We start from the raw sequence: 19,127 nt of genomic DNA, 5'->3' as shown, positions 1-19,127 counted from the left end.
TAAAACGCTTCGTGAAAATCGTGCCGGATTCACCGGGAATACCCGTAAATCCGTTGATTTAAAGCACTAATCTGCGCGAACGCATTTACTAAAAATACTAAACAGGCGCGGCAAAAGGCAAGGTCGCCGTCAATCGGCGGCCATGCGCGGCCGGCGTGCGGCCGGGCATCGCGCCCGGATGAGTCAATGCGGCGTCGCGGAGGGTTCGCCGCGTGCGAGCAGTGCCGCGCGGCCCGCGTCGAGATCGACCACCGCGAGCCCGTCGGGCTGCTGTTTCGCGCGCCGTTTCGCGAGCGCCGCGACCGACGCGATCTCGTCGCTGCCGTAGCGGATCGCCCGGTACGCGCCCGCCGGCACGCCGACCGCGCCGATCGCCATCGTCACGAAGCCGAAGAACGCCGGGTTGCCGTGGCGATCCTCGCCGCGCAGGCCGCCCGCGCGATGGTCGGCCTGCGTGTAGAAGCGCTGCGCGCCTTCGTTGAAGCGGCTGATCGCGGCGGCTGCGCGCGCATGCCAGTCGTCGCTCTGGAACAGCACCAGGAAATCGTCGCCGCCGACGTGGCCGAGGAAATCCCGCTGCGGGTCGCAGCACGCGGCGAGCACGGTCGCCGCGTACTTCAGCACCTCGTCGCCCTGCCAGTAGCCGTACTGGTCGTTGAACGGCTTGAACTGGTTCAGGTCGACGTAGCACGCGTGGAAGCCCGCGTCGCGCTCGAGCAGCCGGTCGATGTGCGCGCTGATCGGGATGTTGCCGGGCAGGAAGGTCAGCGGGTTCGCGTAGCGCGCGGCCTCGATGCGCATCTCGGTCACCGCGCGCACCAGGCTCTCGCCGGTGCCGAGCCCGACGTAGCGGCCGTGCTCGGTGATCACGAAGCCGTCCGCGAGATAGCGCTGGTCGTTGTTCGCGAGCAGCATCGCGAGCTGTTCGACGCTCGTCGCGTTCTCGATCATCAGCGGCGCGTCGTTCGCGAACTGCAGGCATGGCTTCTTGCCGAACACTTCGCGGTGGTACGGCAGCGCGAAGCGGTCCATGAAGCCGCGGCGGTTCACGAGCGCGACGGGCCGCTCGTGTTCGACCAGCGCGACCGCGTGCAGCTCGGGCATCCGGTTGAACAGGTCGAGCACCTCGTTGCTGGTCGCGTCGCGCGGCAGCGCCGGCGCGGCGACCAGCATCTTCGCGGCGACCGTGCCGTTCGGGCGCGCGGCGCGCGTCGCGCCCGGAAACACCGCGATGTGGCGCGCGCGGATCGCATCGCGCGCAGCCGGCGCGACCACGCGGGCCGGCTGCGCGAGCGGGCGGCCGAGCAGGAAGCCCTGCACGCAGCCGATGCCCATGTCGCGCACGACGATCAGGTCGCGTTCGTGCTCGATCCCCTCGGCGATCAGCTTCGCGCCGCTCGCGTGCGCGAAATGCTGCATCGCCTTGACCGCCTCGAACTTCAGCGGATCGCGCGCGATGTCGTGGATGAAGAAGCGGTCGATCTTCACGACGTCGGGATGCAGGCGCAGCCACAGGTTCATGCTGGCGTTCGCGGTGCCGTAGTCGTCGAGCGCGAACTGGATGCCCGCGTCGCGCAGCGCCGCGACGGCCGGCCCGACGTGCGCGAGGTCCGGGCTCGCGTGCTGCTCGGTCAGTTCGATCACGATGCGCTCGGCGCCGATCTGCGCGCGCTCGAGCCGCATGCGGGCCTGCTCGCGTTCGCGTGCGAGCTGCACGATCGCGCCCGCGCTGAAATTGAGGAACAGCTTGCCGTCGCAGCCGAGCGCCGCGAACGCGTCCAGGCAGGTGAGCGCGGCCGCGTGCTCGAGCGCGACGGTCGCGCCTTCGCGCGCGGCCTGCGCGAACAGCGCGGCGGGCGGCTCGAGGTCGGTGCCGTGCGGCCCGCGGATCAGGCCTTCATAGCCGATGACGGTGCCCGAGCCGAGGTCGACGATCGGCTGGAACACGGCGGCGAGCGCGCGATCCGCGATCAGGCGTGCGGTTCGGGCGGCATCGGGGGCGGCGGAGGTGGCGGGCATGGCAGGACGGCCGAATCGACGGAACGCCCGGCTTAACGGCGCCGCGCAGGGAGAATTGAATGAAGATTTCGTGACACGATGCGCCGTGTTGGTGCATCGCTTCGTGCGGCAGGCTCGGCCGGCGCGACGGGCGGCACGCACCGCCGCCTGCGCCGGGGCGTGCGCGTCAGCGCTTGCCGGCGTTCAGCGCGCCCTGCGCAGGCGCGGCGGCCGCGTCGCGCTCGTCGCTCAGGTTGCGCGCGCCCCAGCGCTGCGCGAGCGCCGCGCAGGCCATCAGCTGGATCTGGTGGAACAGCATCAGCGGCAGCACGATCGCGCCGACCGCGTGCGCGGAGAAGATCACCTTCGCCATCGGCACGCCGGCGGCGAGGCTCTTCTTCGAGCCGCAGAAGATGATCGTGATCTGGTCGGCGCGGTTGAAGCCGAGCCGCCTGGCCACGAACGCGGTGAGCAGCAGCGCGATCGCGAGCAGCAGCAGGTTGACGGCGAGCAGCCCCGCGAGCGCGCGCGGCGGGATCTGGTGCCAGAGCCCCTGGTTGACCGCCTCGCTGAACGCGACGTAGACGACGAGCAGGATCGAGCCCTGGTCGACGAAGCGCAGCACGCCGCGGTTGCGCTCGATCCAGCCGCCGATCACGGGCCGCAGCAGCTGGCCGGCGACGAACGGCACGAGCAGCTGCATCACGATGCTGCCGACCGTGCTCCACGGCGATGCGGTCGCGGCCGATTGCGTCGCGATCATCAGCCCGACCAGCGCCGGCGTGACGAAGATGCCGAGCAGGCTCGACGCGGACGCCGCGCAGACCGCCGCCGGCACGTTGCCTTTCGCGATCGACGTGAACGCGATCGACGATTGCACCGTCGACGGCAGCGTGCACAGGAACAGCACGCCCGCGTACAGCGCCGGCGTGACGAGCGGCTGCAGCACCGGCTTCAGCGCGAGGCCGAGCAGCGGGAACAGCGCGAAGGTGCTGAGCAGCACGACGGCGTGCAGCCGCCAGTGCGTCGCGCCGGCGACCACCGCCTCGCGCGACAGCTTCGCGCCGTGCAGGAAGAACAGCAGGCCGACCGCGATGTTGGTCGCCCAGTTGAACGCGTGCGCGGCCGCGCCGTGGCACGGCAGCAGGCTCGCGAGCACGACGGTGCCGACGAGGGCGAGCGTGAAGTTGTCGGGAAGGTAGCGGGGGCGGGCCATCGGGATCTCGATCGGAGCGACAGGGGAGGCCGCGCATGCGCGCGGATCGCCGTATTGTCCGGGCTGCACATTCAATACACAAATTCATTGTATGAATCGATTGATGAATCCATCGAATGCGCTACGACCGGATTCTCGCTTCATGCCGATGACGAAAACGGCAGAAAAATGTGCTGCAATGATCCGTCCCCGAGGTCGAAAAACCTAGCAGTAACATGGTGTTACACCGATGCCCCAGGCCTAACACTTTTTGGCTCGACACGCTTTCGCCCCGCTCATAAATTACTGCTGAAAGCCTTGCGCCCGGCCCGGACCGGCCGGCGGGCAAGCGAAATCAGGCACTGAACGATGACGGATCGGGTGAAACGGAAGATCGGACGATGGGTGGCAGGCGTGCTCGCCGCACTGCTGGTGCCGCTCGCGCTCGCGCAGCCGCCGCATGGCGGGCGCGGCTTCGGCGGCGGCGATCGCGGGTTGCGCGCGCACGGTCAGGCAGCCGGCGGCGGCCAGCCGATCTGGCGCCACGCGCCGCAGGCGGGCGGCGGCCCGCGGATGGGCATGAACGGCTACGGCCCCCGCTGGGGCTTGCGGCCGACGCCGTCGTACGGCCACTACGCCGCGCAAAGCCCGTACCGCCCGATCAGCGCCGACGCGCGGCAGGCGCCGCGCCCGCCCGGCGGCGGCAACGTGCCGCTGCGCGCGGGGTCGATCCGCGCCGACGTCGCCCGCTACAACGAAGAGCGCGGCGGCCGGCCGATGCCGCCGCCTCGCGCGCAGGAAGAGCCTGCGCATTCGCCGTATTTCTCGCCTTTCTACCGAAACTGAACGCGCTCGCGTTCCGTCCCCCGCCGGCTGATGCGAATTCGCCACAGTCGCGCGCAGATTTCCGCTGATTTTCCTGCTGCATTGCGCTATCTTCCCGCCCGGCCTCGCGCATGACGCGCGCCGTGCCGCCGCGTGACGATCCCGCGCGCCGCCGCCGCGCGTCGCCAGCCCGTCGATTCGCCCCTGCGAAGTTAATGCCGCCGCTATACCCGCAATAAGCGCCCGTATTTTTGACCGGACTATTGATCCGTAAAGATGGCTGCGCCCCTGCACGACGCAAGCATCGGCTCACATAACAACGCTCGCGCCGCCCGATTTCTTTTCGACAATACCTGGAGATCCCATGAAAGCATTCGCCCGCCGTGCGTCGCGCACGTCCGCCACGTTGATCGCGGCCACCGCCTGCGTCGTCGCCGTTCCTGCTCACGCGCAGTCGAACGTCGCGCTCTACGGCCAGGTCGACGAATGGGTCGGCGCAACGAAATTCCCGGGCAGCGACCGCGCATGGGGCGTGTCCGGCGGCGGGATGTCGACGTCGTACTGGGGCATGCACGGCACCGAGGACCTCGGCGGCGGCTACAAGGCGATCTTCACGCTCGAAAGCTTCTTCCGCGCGCAGAACGGCCAGTTCGGCCGCTTCAACGGCGACACCTTCTTCGCGCGCAACGCGTACGTGGGCGTCAGCTCGCCGTACGGCACCGTGACGGCCGGCCGCCTGACGACGCACCTGTTCGTGTCGACGATCCTGTTCAACCCGTTCTTCGACTCGTACGTGTTCTCGCCGATGGTCTATCACACGTTCCTCGGCCTCGGCACGTTCCCGACCTATCCGAGCGACCAGGGCGCGGTGGGCGATTCGGGCTGGAACAACGCGGTGTCGTATACGTCGCCGGCGTTCGGCGGCATGAACTTCGGCGCGATGTACGCGTTCGGCAACCAGGCCGGCGACAACGGCGCGAAGAAATGGAGCGCGCAGTTCAACTATGCGAGCGGCCCGTTCGCGGCCACCGCCGTCTATCAGTACGTGAACTTCAACAACGGCCCGCGCGATCTGAGTTCGCTCGTCACCGGCATGAAGAGCCAGGGCATCGCGCAGGTCGGCGCGACCTACGACCTGAAGTTCGTGAAGCTGTTCGGCCAGTACATGTATACGAAGAACGACCAGGTGGCGGGCAGCTGGCACGTGAACACCGCGCAGGGCGGCGTGACGGTGCCGCTCGGCCCGGGCTGTGCGATGGCGTCGTACGCTTACTCGCGCGACTCCGGCGGCCTGAACCAGACGCGCCAGACGTGGGCGCTCGGCTACGACTATCCGCTGTCGAAGCGCACCGACCTCTACACCGCGTACATGAACGACCACATCAGCGGCCTGTCGAACGGCAACACGTTCGGCGCCGGCATCCGCGCGAAGTTCTGACCCTCGCGGGCACGCCGGTCGCCCCCTGTTTTTCGTCAGGAACGGCGCCGCTCTTTTGCGGCGCCGTTTTGCCATTGTTGACCTTTAGGTTTTCCAGCTTTGTTACTCTAGTTCGTAATTGCACGTTTTATTTCAATTGCGAGCCAGTTCGATGGATACCCTCGTCAGCATGAATGTGTTTCGCTACGTCGTCGAAGTGGGCAGCTTCGTCGGCGCGGCGGAGCGCATGCAGATGTCGGCGGCGATGGCGAGCAAGCACGTGATGCATCTCGAGCAGCAGCTCGGCGCGCGGCTGCTGCATCGCACGACCCGCCGCGTCGCGCCCACCGAAGCGGGGCGCGAATACTACGAACGCCTCGTCCAGGCGCTGTCCGAGCTCGACGAAGCCGGGCAGGCGGTGGGCGCCGCGAGCGTCGTGCCGCAAGGGCGGCTGCGCGTGACGTCGCTGTCCGCGTTCGGGCTGCGGCACGTGATGCAGGCGGTCACCGATTATGCGGACCGCTACTCGGACGTGACGGTCGAGATCACGCTGTCCGACCGCGTCGTCGAGCTGATCGACGAAGGCTACGACGTCGCGGTGCGCGCGGCGCCGAGCGGGCTCAAGTCGTCGTCGCTGGTCGCGCGGCAGATCGCGACCGCGCATATCCTGCTCGTCGCGTCGCCCGACTATCTCGCGAAGCGCGGCACGCCGCGCACGATCGCCGATCTCGCGCAGCACAACTACCTGCGGCGCGACACGAATGCGACCGTGCTCGATTCGATGGTGACCGAGGCGGCCGCCGCGTCGCGCGTGACGCTCAGCGGCAACCTGATCGTCAATCACCTGGAAGGGTTGCGCGCGGCCGTGCTCGGCGGCGCGGGCATCGCGCTGCTCGGCACCGAGGTGGTCGGCGACGACCTCGAAACCGGGCGTCTCGTGCCGGTGCTGCTCGACGCGGTGCCGCCGCGCGAGCTGCCGATCTATGCGGTGTATGCGAGCCGCCGCCACGTGTCGGCGAAGGTGCGTTCGTTCGTCGATTTCCTCGCCGCGCGCTTCGAGGATCAGTCGCTGTGCCCGTCGATCGAATCCCGCCTGCGCGTGACGCCGATCACGCGGATCAAGCGCGCGGGTTGATCGGCGTTTTCTCCGCAGACAACAAAAGCGCGGACCGGCGACGGTCCGCGCTTTTTGCTTGGTGCGGCGCTTTAGGTGCTACGCGCCGCACGCGATGTGCCGTATCAGCGCGCGATGCCGAGCCGCGCCCGCGTGTCGTCGTATTCGCGCTTCAGGCGCTCGACGAGCGTCGCGACGCTCGGCAGGTCGTCCATCAGGCCGACGGCCTGGCCCGCGCCCCAGATGTCCTTCCACGCCTTCGTCTTGTCGCCGCCGAAGTTCATCTTCGTCTTGTCGGATTCCGGCAGCGCGTCCGGATCGAGCCCGGCCTTCTCGATGCTCTCGCGGATGTAGTTGCCGTGCACGCCGGTGAACAGGTTCGTGTAGACGATGTCGGCGGCCTTCGCGTTGAGGATCGCGTGCTTGTAGTCCTCGATCGCGTGCGCTTCCTGCGTCGCGATGAAGCGCGTGCCCATGTACGCGAGGTCGGCGCCCATCGCCTGCGCGGCGAGGATCGAGCCGCCGTTCGCGATCGCGCCGGACAGCACGATCGGGCCGTCGAAGATCCGGCGCACTTCGCCGACGAGCGCGAACGGCGACGTCGTGCCCGCGTGGCCGCCGGCGCCGGCCGCGACGAGGATCAGCCCGTCGACGCCCGCCTCGAGCGCCTTCTGCGCGTGGCGCAGGTTGATCACGTCGTGCAGCACGATGCCGCCGTAGCTGTGCACCGCGTCGACGATCTCGCGCGACGGCGCGCGCAGGCTCGTGATGAAGATCGGCACCTTGTGGTCGACGCACACGCGGATGTCGTGCTCGAGCCGCGCATTCGACTGGTGGACGATCTGGTTGACCGCGATCGGGCCGATCACCGCGTCGGGGTGCTTCGCCTTGTGGTCGGCGAGCTCGGCCTGGATCTGCGTGAGCCATTCGTCGAGCAGCTCGGCCGGGCGCGCGTTGAGCGCCGGGAACGAGCCGACGATGCCCGCCTTGCATTGCGCGAGCACGAGTTCGGGGTAGCTGACGATGAACATCGGCGACGCGATGACGGGCAGCGTCAGATGCTGCAGGACGGCGGGCAATGCCATGTGAAGTCTCCAATTGTCGACCCGCATGAGCGCTTCGGTTGCTTACGCGGGTCTCATCCAAACGATCGTGCGCGGGCGCTTCGAGTGTATCCGGTGTTCCCGCCCGGGAAGGTGGGCGCTCCATATTAATACGAACGATCGTGCGATTGTATGCGAGCGTATCAAATCGCGCCGGCAGGCGGCAATCGAGTGAGTGCTCTCTTTCTATGAATTCGGGTATCCACGCCGCTGTGCGGCGCCGAGCGCGCTCCTACAATAGCTCCCTATAACAAACCCACGAGAAACAAACCATGTCGTTTGAGGCGTTTGCGCCGTTTCGAGTAACGGTGCAGGACACCGACATCTTCGGTGTCAAAGGAGGCGCGGGGCCGCCGCTTCTGCTGCTGCACGGCCATCCGCAAACCCACATGATCTGGCATCGCGTCGCCGCGACGCTCGCGAACCATTTCACGGTGGTCGCGACCGACCTGCGCGGCTACGGCGCATCGGGCAAGCCCGCGAGCGATGCGCAGCACACGCCGTATTCGAAACGCGCGATGGCGGCCGACCAGGTCGCGGTGATGCGCCAGTTCGGCTTCGAGCGCTTCTACGTGTGCGCGCACGACCGCGGCGCGCGCGTGGCGCACCGGCTCGCGCTCGATCACGCCGACGCGGTCGAGCGGATGATGCTGCTCGACATCGCGCCGACGCTCGCGATGTACGAGAAGACCGATCGCGCGTTCGCGACCGCGTACTTCCACTGGTTCTTCCTGATCCAGCCCGAGCCGCTGCCGGAAACGTTGATCGGCGGCAACACCGACGCGTACATCGAGCGCGTGATGGGCAACCGCTCGGCGGGCCTCGCGCCGTTCGCGCCGGAGGCGCTGAACGCGTATCGCGCGGCGCTCGCGCAGCCGGGCGCCGTGCACGCGATGTGCGAGGACTACCGCGCGTCGGCGACGATCGATCTCGAGCACGACCAGGCCGACCTGGAGCGCGGCACCAAGGTCGCGTGCCCGCTGCGCGTGCTGTGGGGCGCGCGCGGGATCGTCGCGCGCTGCTTCGATCCGCTCGACGAATGGCGGCACGTCGCGCGCGACGTCAGCGGCCGTGCGCTCGACTGCGGGCACTACATTCCGGAAGAAGCGCCCGTCGACCTGATCGACGAGATGCTCGCGTTCTTCGAGGCGCGCGACCCGGCCGCCTGATCCATCTGAACCGCGCGTCAGCGGTGCGCCGGATGGTCGTCCGCGAGCGGCGGCAGCCGGCGCGGCACCGGCGTCGACTTGACGATCGCGGTGCTCGTCTCCGCGCGCTCCGTCACCTTCGACAGGATGACGTCGAGCTGCTCGATCGAGCGCAGGTAGAGCCGGCAGATGAAGCAGTCGTCGCCGGTCACCTTGTCGCATTCGACGAATTCGGGAATGCGCCGCAGCAGCTCCTCGACCAGATGCAGCTGGCCGGGCAGCGGCTTCACGCGGACGATCGCCTGCAGCGTGTAGCCGAGCGCGCGCGGATCGAGCTCGATGGTGAAGCCGGCGATCACGCCCTGCGCCTCGAGCCGCCGCACGCGATCCGCGGTCGCGGGCGCCGACAGGCCGATCTGCCGCGCAAGCTCGCTGGTGGCGAGGCGCGCGTCGTCGGCGAGCGCGGCCAGGATCGCGCGGTCGGTCGCGTCGAGCGCGGCCACTGCGGGCGGGGTAAGGCGTTTGGTCATGATGGCTTTGCTTTCGAAGGTGAAACGGCGGATTTGCTTCAGTTTAGTCGTGGAGATCGCGAAAGCAAGTTCCTAGAATCGAAGTCATCGATTCCTCCAGACGGGACCCTTCCATGGCTTCGAACGAAATTCGCCGCGGCGCTGCCGAGATGGCCGTCGCGATGCTGATGTCCGGCACGATCGGCTGGCTCGTGATGTCGTCGCACCAGCCGCTCGCCAATGTGGTGTTCTTCCGCTGCGTGTTCGGCGGCGCGACGCTCGCGCTCGTCTGCGCGGCATTCGGCTTCCTGCGCCGCGCGCTGTTCTCGCCGCGCATGCTCGTGCTCGCCGCGGCGGGCAGCGTCGCGATCGTCGCGAACTGGCTGCTGCTGTTCGCCGCGTATTCGCGCGCGTCGATCTCGATGGCGACCGCCGTCTACAACACGCAGCCGTTCATGCTGGTCGCGCTCGGCGCGCTCGTGTTCCGCGAGCGGATCACCGCGTCGACCGTCGTGTGGCTGCTGCTCGCGTTCGTCGGGCTCGTCTGCGTGGTGCGCGTCGAGCCGGCCGTGCTCGCGGTGCCCGGCGAGTATCTCGAAGGCGTCGCGCTCGCGCTCGGCGCGGCGTTCCTGTACGCGGTGTCGTCGATCATCGCCAAGCACCTGAAGGGCACGCCGCCGCATCTGCTCGCGCTGCTGCAGGTCGGGCTCGGCGTCGTGATGCTCGCGCCGTTCGCGCGGTTCGACACGCTGCCCGCGTCGCCCGCGCAGTGGCTCGATGTCGTCGTGCTCGGCGTCGTGCACACGGGCGTGATGTACGTGCTGCTGTACGGCGCGATCCAGAAGCTGCCGACCGCGATGACGGGCGCGCTGTCGTTCGTCTATCCGGTGGTCGCGATCGCGGTCGACCGCGTCGCATTCGGGCAGACGCTCGAGTGGACGCAGGTGCTCGGCGCGCTGCTGATCCTGCTCGCGGCGGCCGGCGTCAATCTCGGCTGGCGGATCGTGCCGGCGCGCCGTGCGGTGGCGGGGAGCTGAAACGGTCGTGCGATGCGGCTCGCCGCTACGGCTTGCGGCTACCGGAACCGCTGCGGCTTGCTGCTACCGGGACTGCTGCGGCTTGCTGCTACCGGGACTGCTGCGGCTTGCGGCTACCGGGACCGCTGCGGCTTGCGGCTACCGGGACCGCTGCGGCTTGCGGCTACCGGGATTGCTGCGGCTTGCGGCTACCGGGACCGCTGCGGCTTGCGGCTACCGGGACTGCTACGGCTTGCGGCTACCGGGACTGCTACGGCTTGCGGCTACCGGAACCGCTACGGCTACCGGAACTGCTACGGGGCCCGCTACGGCAAGCGTGCAACGCGCTGTAAGAAGTTGTAGGGAAACACCCGATGCGATGCGCTGGCCGCACTCGTATGATGCGACCTGTGACGTTGATCACGTTCACAGGATTCCGATTCGAGATGCCGTTCACCCGTCAGGTGAGCGGCATTTTTTTATGCGCGGCCGTCAGGCGGCGTGCGCGCGCCGCCGGGCGTCGAGCCGGGCGAGCACCTCGCGCTTCGCGTCGTCGTCCGACGCGCGCCATCCCTTGATTTCGTCGCGGGTGCGCAGGCAGCCCGCGCACCATTCGGTGCGCGGATCGATCCGGCACACGCCGGTGCACGGCGACGCGACAGCGCTTTCCGGCACGTCGCTCATGCGGTCTCCCGCAGCGCGACGTCGGCCACCGGCGCGCCGGTCAGCGCGACGAGCTCCTGCGGCGACAGGTTGAACACCGCATGCGGATGGCCGGCCGCGGCCCACAGGCTGTCGAGCGCGAGCAGGTCGGCGTCGATCAGCGTGACGGGTTCGACCAGATGACCGATCGGGCACACGCCGCCGATCGCATAGCCGGTGTTGTCGCGCACGAACTTCGCATCCGCGCGGCCGACGTCGCCGACCTGCGCGGCGACCTTCTTCTCGTCGACGCGGTTCACGCCGCTCGCGACGACCAGCACCGGCGCGCCGTCCGCCTGGCGGCGGAACAGGATCGACTTGGCGATCTGCGCGACCGAGCAGCCGAGCCCGGCCGCCGCTTCGGCGGACGTCTTGCCGGTTTCGGCGAGCATCACGATGTCTTTCGCGTGGCCGCGCTCGCGCAGCAGTATCGCGACGCGGCGCGCGGAGTCGGGGAGGGAGTCGAGTGAAGCAGATGTCGTCATGGGGGGAATCCGTGGAAAGTCAGGTCAGACGCAGGTCGAAGCGTCCGCCGCGCTCTGCGCTTTCGCGAGCAGCGCGCGGCCGGCGCGCGACGCGTTCGCGCGGCCGATCGTGTTCGAGATGAATTCGCCGGCGGCGACCACCTGCGCGAGGTCGATGCCGGTGTCGATGCCGAGGCCCTGCATCAGGTACAGCACGTCCTCGGTCGCGACGTTGCCGGTCGCGCCCTTCGCGTACGGGCAGCCGCCGAGGCCTGCGACCGACGCGTGGAAGATCTCGATGCCTTCGAACAGCGCCGCGTAGATGTTCGCGAGCGCCTGCCCGTAGGTGTCGTGGAAGTGGCCCGACACGCGCTCGCGCGGGAACACGCGGGTGACGGCCGCCAGGACTTCGCGCGTGCGCCGCGGCGTGCCGACGCCGATCGTGTCGGCGATGTCGATCTCGTCGCAGCCGAGCGCCGCGAAGCGCTCGACCACGTCGACCACCGACGCGACCGGCACGTCGCCCTGGTACGGGCAGCCGAGCGCGCACGACACGCTGCCGCGCAGCCGCAGGCCCGCGTCCTTCGCGGCCTTCGCGACCGGCTCGAAGCGCGCGACGCTCTCGGCGATGCTGCAATTGATGTTGCGCTGCGAGAACGCCTCGCTCGCCGCGCCGAAGATCACCACTTCGTCCGCGCGCGCGGCGAGCGCGCCCTCGAAGCCCTTCAGGTTCGGCGTGAGCACCGAGTAGATCGTGCCCGCGCGCCGCTCGATGCCGGCCATCACGTCGGCGCCGTCGGCCATCTGCGGCACCCATTTCGGCGACACGAACGACGCGGCCTCGACGTTGCGGAAGCCCGCGCGCGACAGGCGGTCGACGAGCGCGATCTTCACGTCGGTGGGCACGAAGGTCTTTTCGTTCTGCAGCCCGTCGCGCGGGCCGACTTCGACGATCTTGACGGCGGTGGGGAAGGTCATGGCTGTCTCCTGGTATTTGAAATTCGCCGGTCAGTAGCCGCGTGCGTAGTCGACGATCCCGCTGACGGGTTCGCCGCGCTCGAACGCGCGAATCTTGCCGGCGATCTGCGCGATCGCTTCCGCGCGCAGCGTCTCGGCGGAACTGTGCGGCGTGATCGTGATGCGCGGCGTGCGCCAGAACGGATGATCGTCCGGCAGCGGTTCATGCTGGAACACGTCGAGCGTCGCGGCGGCGATGCGGCCGCCGGCGAGCGCATCGAGCAGGTCGGCTTCGACGAGATGCGCGCCGCGCGCGACGTTGATCACGTACGCGCCCGGCGCGAGCCGCGCGAACGTGCGCGCGGCGAGGATGCCGTCGGTATCGGGCGTGCTCGGCAGCAGGTTCACCAGCACCTTCGCGCCGTCGATGCACGCGTCGAACTCGGCCGCGCCCGCATAGGTCGCCACGCCGTCGAGCCGCTTCGGGCCGCGGCTGTAGCCGCGCACCGGCAGGCCGAGGCCGGCGAGCGCCTGCGCGACCTGCGCGCCGAGCACGCCGAGGCCCAGCACCGCGACGGTGAAGCTCGCGCGCGGATGCGGCTCCAGCACGCGCCACTGGCGCGCGCGCTGCAGTGCGTCGTATTCGTCGAAGCGGCGCAGGTAGCGCAGCACCGCGTGCGTCACGTATTCGACCATCTGCTGCGCCATGCCCGAATCCTCGAGGCGCACGAGCGGCACGTGCCGCGGCAGCGTGCCGGGGTGCGCGCGTTCGAGCGCGAGCAGCGCGTCGACGCCCGCGCCGAGGTTGAAGATCGCGCGCAGGCCGTCGCGCGGCGCGAACAGCTCGCGCGGCGCGCGCCACACGAGCGCGTAGTCGGCGGCGGCCGCATCGCCCGGCTGCCACGCGCGCAGGTCGGCTTCGGGCAGCGCGTGCGCGAGCTCGGCGCGCCATGCGTCGGCTTCCTGGAACGGCGAGTAGAACAGGACTTTCATGCGGGCTACTTCGCGAACAGCTGGCCGATGTCGGCGAACGCCTTGAACTCGAGCGCGTTGCCGCACGGGTCGAGGAAGAACATCGTCGCCTGCTCGCCGGGTTCGCCCTTGAAGCGGATGTGCGGCTCGATCACGAAGCGCGTGTGCGCGGCCTTCAGCTTGCCTGCGAGCGCGTGCCATTCGTCCATCGCCAGCACGACGCCGAAGTGGCGCACCGGCACGTCGTCGCCGTCGACCGGGTTGACCGTGCTCGCGCCCGTTTCGTCCGGCGCGAGGTGCGCGACGAGCTGATGGCCGAAGAAGTCGAAATCGACCCAATGCTCGGAGCTGCGGCCTTCCGGGCAACCGAGCAGGCCGCCGTAGAACGTGCGGGCGGCGGCGAGGCTCGACACCGGAAAGGCGAGGTGGAACGGGCGCAGCGCGCCGGCGGGCGTAGCGGGCATCGGGTGTCTCCTTTCTGGAACCTCACATTCTACGGTTTCGCGGGCGCTTGCGTCGCCGTGGCCGGCGCGCGGTACGCGGTGCGATCCCGGCGGCGGAAAAGCAAAGCACAAAATATTGGTTCGGCCGCCGCGCGCGGCACGCCACAATCGGGCCTCGTCTTCAAGCTAGCGAGGGCAATCATGCGCGCATGCAGCAAATCGGCCTGGCCGCCGCGGCTCATCACCGTCCCCGGCCTGCACGGGAGCGAAGGCGCACATTGGCAGACCTGGCTCGAGCGCCAGTTCCCGCGTTCGCTGCGCGTGGAGCAGGATGACTGGGACGCGCCGGATCTCGCGGGCTGGGCGCAGTCGGTGCGCGCGCTGCTGGAACGCGAGCGCGGACCGTTCGTGCTCGCCGCGCACAGCTTCGGCTGCCTGGCCGCCGCGCATGCGCTCGCGCAGTGGCCGCACGCGGGCGACGTGGCCGGCGTGCTGCTCGTCGCGCCGGCCAGTCCGCTGAAATTCGCGTTCGCCGGCGCATTCGACGCGCGGCGCCTGCCGGTGCCGTCGATCGTGATCGGCAGCGAGACCGATCCGTGGATGTCGCTCGGCGATGCCCGCACGCTCGCGCAGCGGCTCGGCAGCGCGTTCGTCAATCTCGGCGACGCGGGCCACATCAACACCGCGGCCGGCTTCGGGCCGTGGCCGCGCGCGAAGTATTTCGTCGACACGCTCGTGCATTGCGCGGCGCCGCTGCGCTTTCGTGAAGAGGCGGGCGAGTTCGATGCGGCCGTCGCCGGCGGGGTGCTGGCGCACGCGGTCTGAGGGCGCCGGAGCCGGCGCGTCGTCGTTTCTCGAGCCGGACAGGCCGCGCCGTATCTCGCGGCGGGCGATGCCGCTACCGCATACATCGTCATGAAAAACGCCCTGTGGCGCGGGCCGATGCCCGCCCCGCAGGGCGCTGCGCAGGAAGCGGCCCGGGCGGCCCGCCCCGCCGTTACGCGGTGACCGGCGCGACCGCCGCCGGATCCGAATAGCTCGGCCGCCCGTTCTCGACGTGGCCCGCGAAGCGGCGCGAGAACGTGCCGTTCGCGCCGTCGCTCACCGTCACGTCGTACCACTGGTGACTCGACGCGAGCAGCCATTGCTCGACGCGCTCGCCGCCCGAATGCAGCGTCACCTGCCGCGCCGGCGCGCCGTACGCGTTGTCGGCGAGCGTCAGCGTGACGTGGCCCGTGCCGTGATTGCGCAGCTTCAGGTACAGGTTGCCGTTCGCGACGTCGTAGCCGGCCTTCACCTCCGGCTGCGCGTGATCGCGGCGGTGCGCGGTCGCGGCCGACACGTTGCCCGAGAACATCCGCACGAAGCCGTTCGGGCCGTACACGGAGAACGCATAGGCGCCGTGCGTCGTCGCCAGGTCGAACTCCGCGTGCAGCGTGCGGTGCGCGCCGACCGTATAGCGCCACGGGCCGTCGGTGCGGTTCGCGGCGTAGACGGTGAAGTGTGCGCCCTGGGCGCCGCGGTTCGCGAACTCGATGCGCAGCGTGGCCGCGCCGGCCACGCTCGCGTTGACGTGCAGCTCGTACGGCAGCGCCCGGGTCGGCCGCACGCCCGGCTCCTGCGGGTCGATCGGGGCCGGCTGCGCCGGCGCGGTCGGCGCGGGCTGCGACGTGCACTGCCGGTCGGCGATCGCACGGTACTGGCTCGTGTCGGGCAGCGGCGGGAACGTCGCGTCCTGCGTGCGGAAATCGAATGCGGCCGTCAGGTCGCCGCACACGGTGCGCCGCCACGGCGTGATGTTCGGCTCGTCGACGCCGAAGCGCGCGCCGATGAAGCGGATCACCGACGTATGGTCGAACACCTGCGAACACACGAAGCCGCCCTTGGTCCACGGCGACACGACCGTCATCGGCACGCGCGGGCCGAGGCCGTACGGCAGGCCGTCGGCCGTGTAGCTGCCGCCGCGCCCCGGGTTCACGACGGTGTGCAGCTCGCCGTCGGTCGTGACCGTCGACGCGCCCTGCGCGGCCGAAGTCGGCGGCTGCGGCGGCACGATGTGGTCGAAGAAGCCGTCGTTCTCGTCGTACATGATGAACAGCACCGTCTTGCGCCACACGTCCGGGTTCGCGGTGAGCGCGTCGAGGATCTGCGACGTGTAGTTCGCGCCATACGCGGGCGTGTACTTCGGGTGCTCGGAGAACACCGCGGGCGGCAGCAGCCACGACACCTGCGGCAACCGGTCGTTGAGCACGTCGTGCTTCAGGTCGTCGAGCGTGCGCACCGTCTGCGCGCGCTGGTACAGCGACGAGCCCGGCTGCGCGTTGATGAAGTTCTCGAAGTTCTGCAGGATGTTCGTGCCGTAGTTGCCGTTGACCGGATCGGCCCACGTGAGGCCCTGCTGGTAGACCTGCCACGACACGCCGCGCGCGTCGAGCCGCTCGGGGAAGGTCTGCCACGACAGCAGCTGGTACGCGGGCGGCAGGTTGCCGTCGACATAGTCGGCGTTGTCGAGCAGCGGGCCGCCGAACTTGCCGGTCGGGTCGATCGTGCCCGTCATCAGGTATGCGCGGTTCGGGTGCGTCGGGCCCGGCAGCGAACAGAAGTAGTGGTCGCACACGGTGAACGCATCGGCGAGCGCGTAGTGGAACGGGATGTCCTCGCGCACGTGATAGCCCATCGTCATGTCGGTCTTGTTCGCGGGCCACTGGTCGTAGCGGCCGCCGTCGATCGCCGCGTGGGTCTTTGCCCACGAGTGGTCGAGCGCGCCGATGCACTGCGCGCTCGTCGTCTTCGTGTCGAGCCGGAACGGCAGCACCGGTTTCGACGGGTCGGCCTTCGACGGCTGGCTCCACACCGGCTTGCCGTTCGGCAGCGGAATCGGGAAGCGGTCGTTGTAGCCGCGCACGCCGCGCAGGTGTCCGAAGTAATGGTCGAACGAACGGTTTTCCTGCATGAACACGACGATGTGCTCGACATCGCGGATCGTGCCGGTGCCGCGTGCGGCCGGAATCGCGAGCGCGCGGCGGATCGATTCGGGGAATGCGTTGAGGGCGACGGCGGCGCCCGCGGATTGTGCGACGGTGTGCAGGAAACGGCGGCGGCTCGATGACGTCATGTTTTTCACCTCGGTTCTGCGAACGGGGATGGAAGCGGCGGATCAGCCCGGCGTCGACGCCGCCGATGCGCCGGCGGCCGGCTTGCCGCCTTCGTCGTCGTCCGGCGGATAGTGGACGACGGGCGGCGCGAGCGGTGCGGCGCCCGATGCGGCGCTGCCGCCGGATGCGGCACGGTTGAACGCGCTTGCGGAGCCGGCCGATGCGCTGCCCGGTTGCGCACCGTCGGCCGCATGCGTGCCGTGCGAAGCGTCGTCGCTGCAGGCGGCGGCGGACAGCGCGGCACACAGGGCGAGGGCGGTGGCAAAACGGCGCATCGGATGTCTCCTGCAAGGGCTGATGTCGATCGTCCGACAGTATGACGAACCGATGAGGCGTTTCGGTGAATCGTTTGCGACCGTGGCGTGATCTCGAAATGCTTTCGGCGCGATGACGAAAGGCTTGCCGAATGGCTTGCCGGAAGGTTTGCGGCGGCGCGCGTCAGTGGCGCGACGTGCGGCGGCGCACTTCGCTGCCCAGCCAGCCGGGCCAGGTGCGGATCGCCGCTTCCTTCGGATGATCGGGGCGCCTCACGACGTAGTGTGCATACACGTCGATGATTCTGCTCGTGCCGTATCACCGGGGCGTCGCGATCGGGCTCGACATGATGCGTGGCACGCGCATGCGCAACGCGTCGCTGCGCGGCCGGCCGTGCAGCGCGCGCTGGCGCGGGAAGGGCGCTGACGATTTGGCCGGGCCGCGCCAGCGGGCTGGCGACGCTTGTCGCGCAGGCGCCGCCGTCGTGCGCGCGGCCCGCGCGGCTCACACCCGCGCCGGGCGCGGAAACAGCGGCCAGGCCGCGCATGCGCACGCGGCGGCCGCGAGCCAGACGACGCTCCACGACGCATGCGCGAGCAGCGGCGGGATCGCGAGCGGAGTCGCGAACAGGCCGAGGTAGACGCAGGTGTTCGCCATCCCGAGCGCGGTGCCGGCGTGGTTCGCGCCGGCGAGCGTCGCGAGCTCGGTGTACGCGACGCCGTGCCAGGCCGACACGCAGACGCCCGCGAACACCAGCGCCGCGACGATCGCGATGGACGGCACCTGCGGATGCGCGGCGGTCGCGGCCGCGAGCAGCGCGAACGACGCCACCGCGACGAGCACCGAGCCGCGCAGGTAGGCCCGCCGGTTGCCGCGCCGGTCCGTATGGCGGCCGCTCCAGACGCGCATCGCCATCGCGCCGGCCTGCAGCGCGACCATCGCCGTGCTGATGCCCGCGACGCCGAGCCGGATGTGGTCGTGCAGGAACACGGTCGCGAACGTGACCACCGCGAACTGTGGCGCGCACAGCACGCCGATGCCGAGCACGACCCGCCAGACCGGGCCGCTCGCGAGCGGCGAGCGGCCGTGCGGCGCAAGGTGGGCGGCGGCCTGCGCGGGCGCGGCGGCGGCGCTGTCCGGCGGTTCGTGCAGCCAGCGCCAGGTGAGCGCGGCCGACACCGCGCACAGCAGCGCGAGCGCGCCGAATACCGCGGCGAACCCGACGTGCGACGCGAGCGACGGCAGCAGCGCCGCGCCGACGCCGCCGCCGAGCGGCACGGCGGTCTGGCGGATGCTCATCGCGAGCCCGCGCTCGCCTTCGCCGAACCAGCGCATCACCGCGCGTCCGCTCGAGCCGTTGACGCTGCCGCCGAGCAGCCCGACGACGAACAGCGCGGCCGCGACCCGCGCGAGCGGCGGCACCGAATGCGCGGACGGCGCGAGTGCGCAGGCCATCAGCAGGAGCATCGCGGCCGTCGCGACGAGCCCCGACAGCAGCATGCGGCGGTCGCCGAAGCGGTCGGCGGCGATGCCCCACGGCAGCTCGGACAGCGCGACGCCGAGGCCGAGCGCGCCGAGCACGATGCCGAGCGCGCCGTTGTCGAGGCGGTAATCGGCGCGCATCCAGACGGCCGTGGTCGGGACGCCGGCCGCCGCGGCGGAGAAGCTCATGTTCGCGGCGACGCCGGCGGCGAGCACGCGCCAGCGGTGGGCGGGGCCGCGCACCGCGGGTGCGGGCGACGGGCGGACGAAGGTGGCGCAGGTATCCATGGCGGGATCGGGAAGTGACGTTGACGAACACAGTCTCGCGCCGTACATTCATCCTGAAAATCGGAAAGTTTTTGATGAATCGTT

18 protein-coding genes are annotated in these 19,127 nt (G+C 69.7%); 6 read left to right on the top strand and 12 right to left on the bottom strand.

Going from position 1 to position 19,127, the window contains the following annotated elements; translation table 11 throughout:
- Window positions 1–183 precede the first annotated feature (183 nt).
- Together HWY45_RS13080 and HWY45_RS13075 are read right to left on the bottom strand one after the other, a co-directional pair.
- Window positions 184–2,019, bottom strand: coding sequence for an EAL domain-containing protein (locus tag HWY45_RS13080; RefSeq protein ID WP_059566401.1), 1,836 nt, complete (start codon window positions 2,017–2,019; stop codon window positions 184–186).
- A 166-nt stretch (window positions 2,020–2,185) separates the two neighbouring features.
- Window positions 2,186–3,214: a bile acid:sodium symporter family protein gene (locus tag HWY45_RS13075; RefSeq protein ID WP_059566402.1), complete on the bottom strand. Its 1,029-nt coding sequence runs from the start codon at window positions 3,212–3,214 to the stop codon at window positions 2,186–2,188.
- A gap of 348 nt (window positions 3,215–3,562) precedes the next feature.
- On the opposite strand from HWY45_RS13075, the gene HWY45_RS13070 reads away from it, so the two are divergent.
- The 3 genes from HWY45_RS13070 (at window position 3,563) to HWY45_RS13060 (ending at window position 6,570) form a co-directional block, all read left to right on the top strand.
- The gene (locus HWY45_RS13070; RefSeq protein ID WP_059803383.1) at window positions 3,563–4,039 is read left to right on the top strand and encodes a hypothetical protein; all 477 of its coding nucleotides are present in this window, start codon (window positions 3,563–3,565) and stop codon (window positions 4,037–4,039) included.
- Between the two features lie 343 nt (window positions 4,040–4,382).
- Window positions 4,383–5,456: a porin gene (locus HWY45_RS13065; protein WP_059803380.1), complete on the top strand. Its 1,074-nt coding sequence runs from the start codon at window positions 4,383–4,385 to the stop codon at window positions 5,454–5,456.
- A gap of 151 nt (window positions 5,457–5,607) precedes the next feature.
- Entirely contained in the window at window positions 5,608–6,570 is a 963-nt protein-coding gene (locus HWY45_RS13060; protein ID WP_059803378.1) for a LysR family transcriptional regulator, read from the top strand.
- Between the two features lie 104 nt (window positions 6,571–6,674).
- On the opposite strand, the gene HWY45_RS13055 is transcribed toward HWY45_RS13060, so the two are convergent.
- Window positions 6,675–7,634, bottom strand: a complete 960-nt coding sequence (locus HWY45_RS13055; protein WP_059566406.1) for an NAD(P)H-dependent flavin oxidoreductase — start codon at window positions 7,632–7,634, stop codon at window positions 6,675–6,677.
- A 290-nt stretch (window positions 7,635–7,924) separates the two neighbouring features.
- Here HWY45_RS13055 and HWY45_RS13050 point away from each other — a divergent pair, with 290 nt between their 5' ends.
- Window positions 7,925–8,821 (top strand): alpha/beta fold hydrolase, encoded by an 897-nt coding sequence (locus tag HWY45_RS13050; protein WP_017334464.1) that lies wholly within the window; start codon window positions 7,925–7,927, stop codon window positions 8,819–8,821.
- Window positions 8,822–8,838: 17 nt separating this feature from the next.
- Here the strand turns inward: HWY45_RS13050 and HWY45_RS13045 are convergent, their stop codons facing one another.
- A complete protein-coding gene (locus HWY45_RS13045; protein ID WP_059886466.1) occupies window positions 8,839–9,330 on the bottom strand; it encodes an Lrp/AsnC family transcriptional regulator in 492 nt (163 codons plus the stop codon).
- 113 nt (window positions 9,331–9,443) lie between these two features.
- Here HWY45_RS13045 and HWY45_RS13040 point away from each other — a divergent pair, with 113 nt between their 5' ends.
- Entirely contained in the window at window positions 9,444–10,346 is a 903-nt protein-coding gene (locus tag HWY45_RS13040) for a DMT family transporter (RefSeq protein ID WP_059886464.1), read from the top strand.
- A 471-nt stretch (window positions 10,347–10,817) separates the two neighbouring features.
- Here the strand turns inward: HWY45_RS13040 and HWY45_RS13035 are convergent, their stop codons facing one another.
- The 5 genes from HWY45_RS13035 to HWY45_RS13015 are packed head-to-tail and all read right to left on the bottom strand — an operon-like array spanning window position 10,818 to window position 13,884.
- Entirely contained in the window at window positions 10,818–11,009 is a 192-nt protein-coding gene (locus HWY45_RS13035; protein WP_059566410.1) for a DUF1289 domain-containing protein, read from the bottom strand.
- Window positions 11,006–11,512 carry a YbaK/EbsC family protein gene (locus HWY45_RS13030; protein ID WP_059803371.1) on the bottom strand — a complete coding sequence of 169 codons (507 nt, stop codon included), beginning with the start codon at window positions 11,510–11,512 and terminating at the stop codon, window positions 11,006–11,008. The genes HWY45_RS13035 and HWY45_RS13030 overlap by 4 nt, the downstream gene beginning before the upstream one ends.
- A gap of 24 nt (window positions 11,513–11,536) precedes the next feature.
- A complete protein-coding gene (locus tag HWY45_RS13025; RefSeq protein WP_059883183.1) occupies window positions 11,537–12,469 on the bottom strand; it encodes a hydroxymethylglutaryl-CoA lyase in 933 nt (310 codons plus the stop codon).
- Between the two features lie 30 nt (window positions 12,470–12,499).
- A complete protein-coding gene (locus tag HWY45_RS13020) occupies window positions 12,500–13,441 on the bottom strand; it encodes a 2-hydroxyacid dehydrogenase (protein WP_059883185.1) in 942 nt (313 codons plus the stop codon).
- A gap of 5 nt (window positions 13,442–13,446) precedes the next feature.
- Window positions 13,447–13,884 carry a VOC family protein gene (locus HWY45_RS13015; protein WP_059566414.1) on the bottom strand — a complete coding sequence of 146 codons (438 nt, stop codon included), beginning with the start codon at window positions 13,882–13,884 and terminating at the stop codon, window positions 13,447–13,449.
- 180 nt (window positions 13,885–14,064) lie between these two features.
- Between HWY45_RS13015 and HWY45_RS13010 the strand changes: the two genes are divergently transcribed.
- Window positions 14,065–14,688, top strand: a complete 624-nt coding sequence (locus HWY45_RS13010) for an RBBP9/YdeN family alpha/beta hydrolase (RefSeq protein ID WP_059803366.1) — start codon at window positions 14,065–14,067, stop codon at window positions 14,686–14,688.
- Window positions 14,689–14,860: 172 nt separating this feature from the next.
- Here HWY45_RS13010 and HWY45_RS13005 read toward each other — a convergent pair whose 3' ends face one another.
- The 3 genes from HWY45_RS13005 to HWY45_RS12990 form a co-directional block, all read right to left on the bottom strand.
- Window positions 14,861–16,978: a phosphocholine-specific phospholipase C gene (locus tag HWY45_RS13005; protein WP_059883187.1), complete on the bottom strand. Its 2,118-nt coding sequence runs from the start codon at window positions 16,976–16,978 to the stop codon at window positions 14,861–14,863.
- Window positions 16,979–17,020: 42 nt separating this feature from the next.
- Window positions 17,021–17,293 (bottom strand): hypothetical protein, encoded by a 273-nt coding sequence (locus tag HWY45_RS13000; RefSeq protein WP_059566417.1) that lies wholly within the window; start codon window positions 17,291–17,293, stop codon window positions 17,021–17,023.
- A 484-nt stretch (window positions 17,294–17,777) separates the two neighbouring features.
- Window positions 17,778–19,043 carry an MFS transporter gene (locus HWY45_RS12990; protein ID WP_059566418.1) on the bottom strand — a complete coding sequence of 422 codons (1,266 nt, stop codon included), beginning with the start codon at window positions 19,041–19,043 and terminating at the stop codon, window positions 17,778–17,780.
- Window positions 19,044–19,127: the final 84 nt, after the last annotated feature.

It is taken from the genome of Burkholderia stagnalis (assembly GCF_902830275.1).
Lineage (GTDB): Bacteria > Pseudomonadota > Gammaproteobacteria > Burkholderiales > Burkholderiaceae > Burkholderia > Burkholderia stagnalis.
This window is presented reverse-complemented; position numbering and strand designations above follow the sequence as displayed.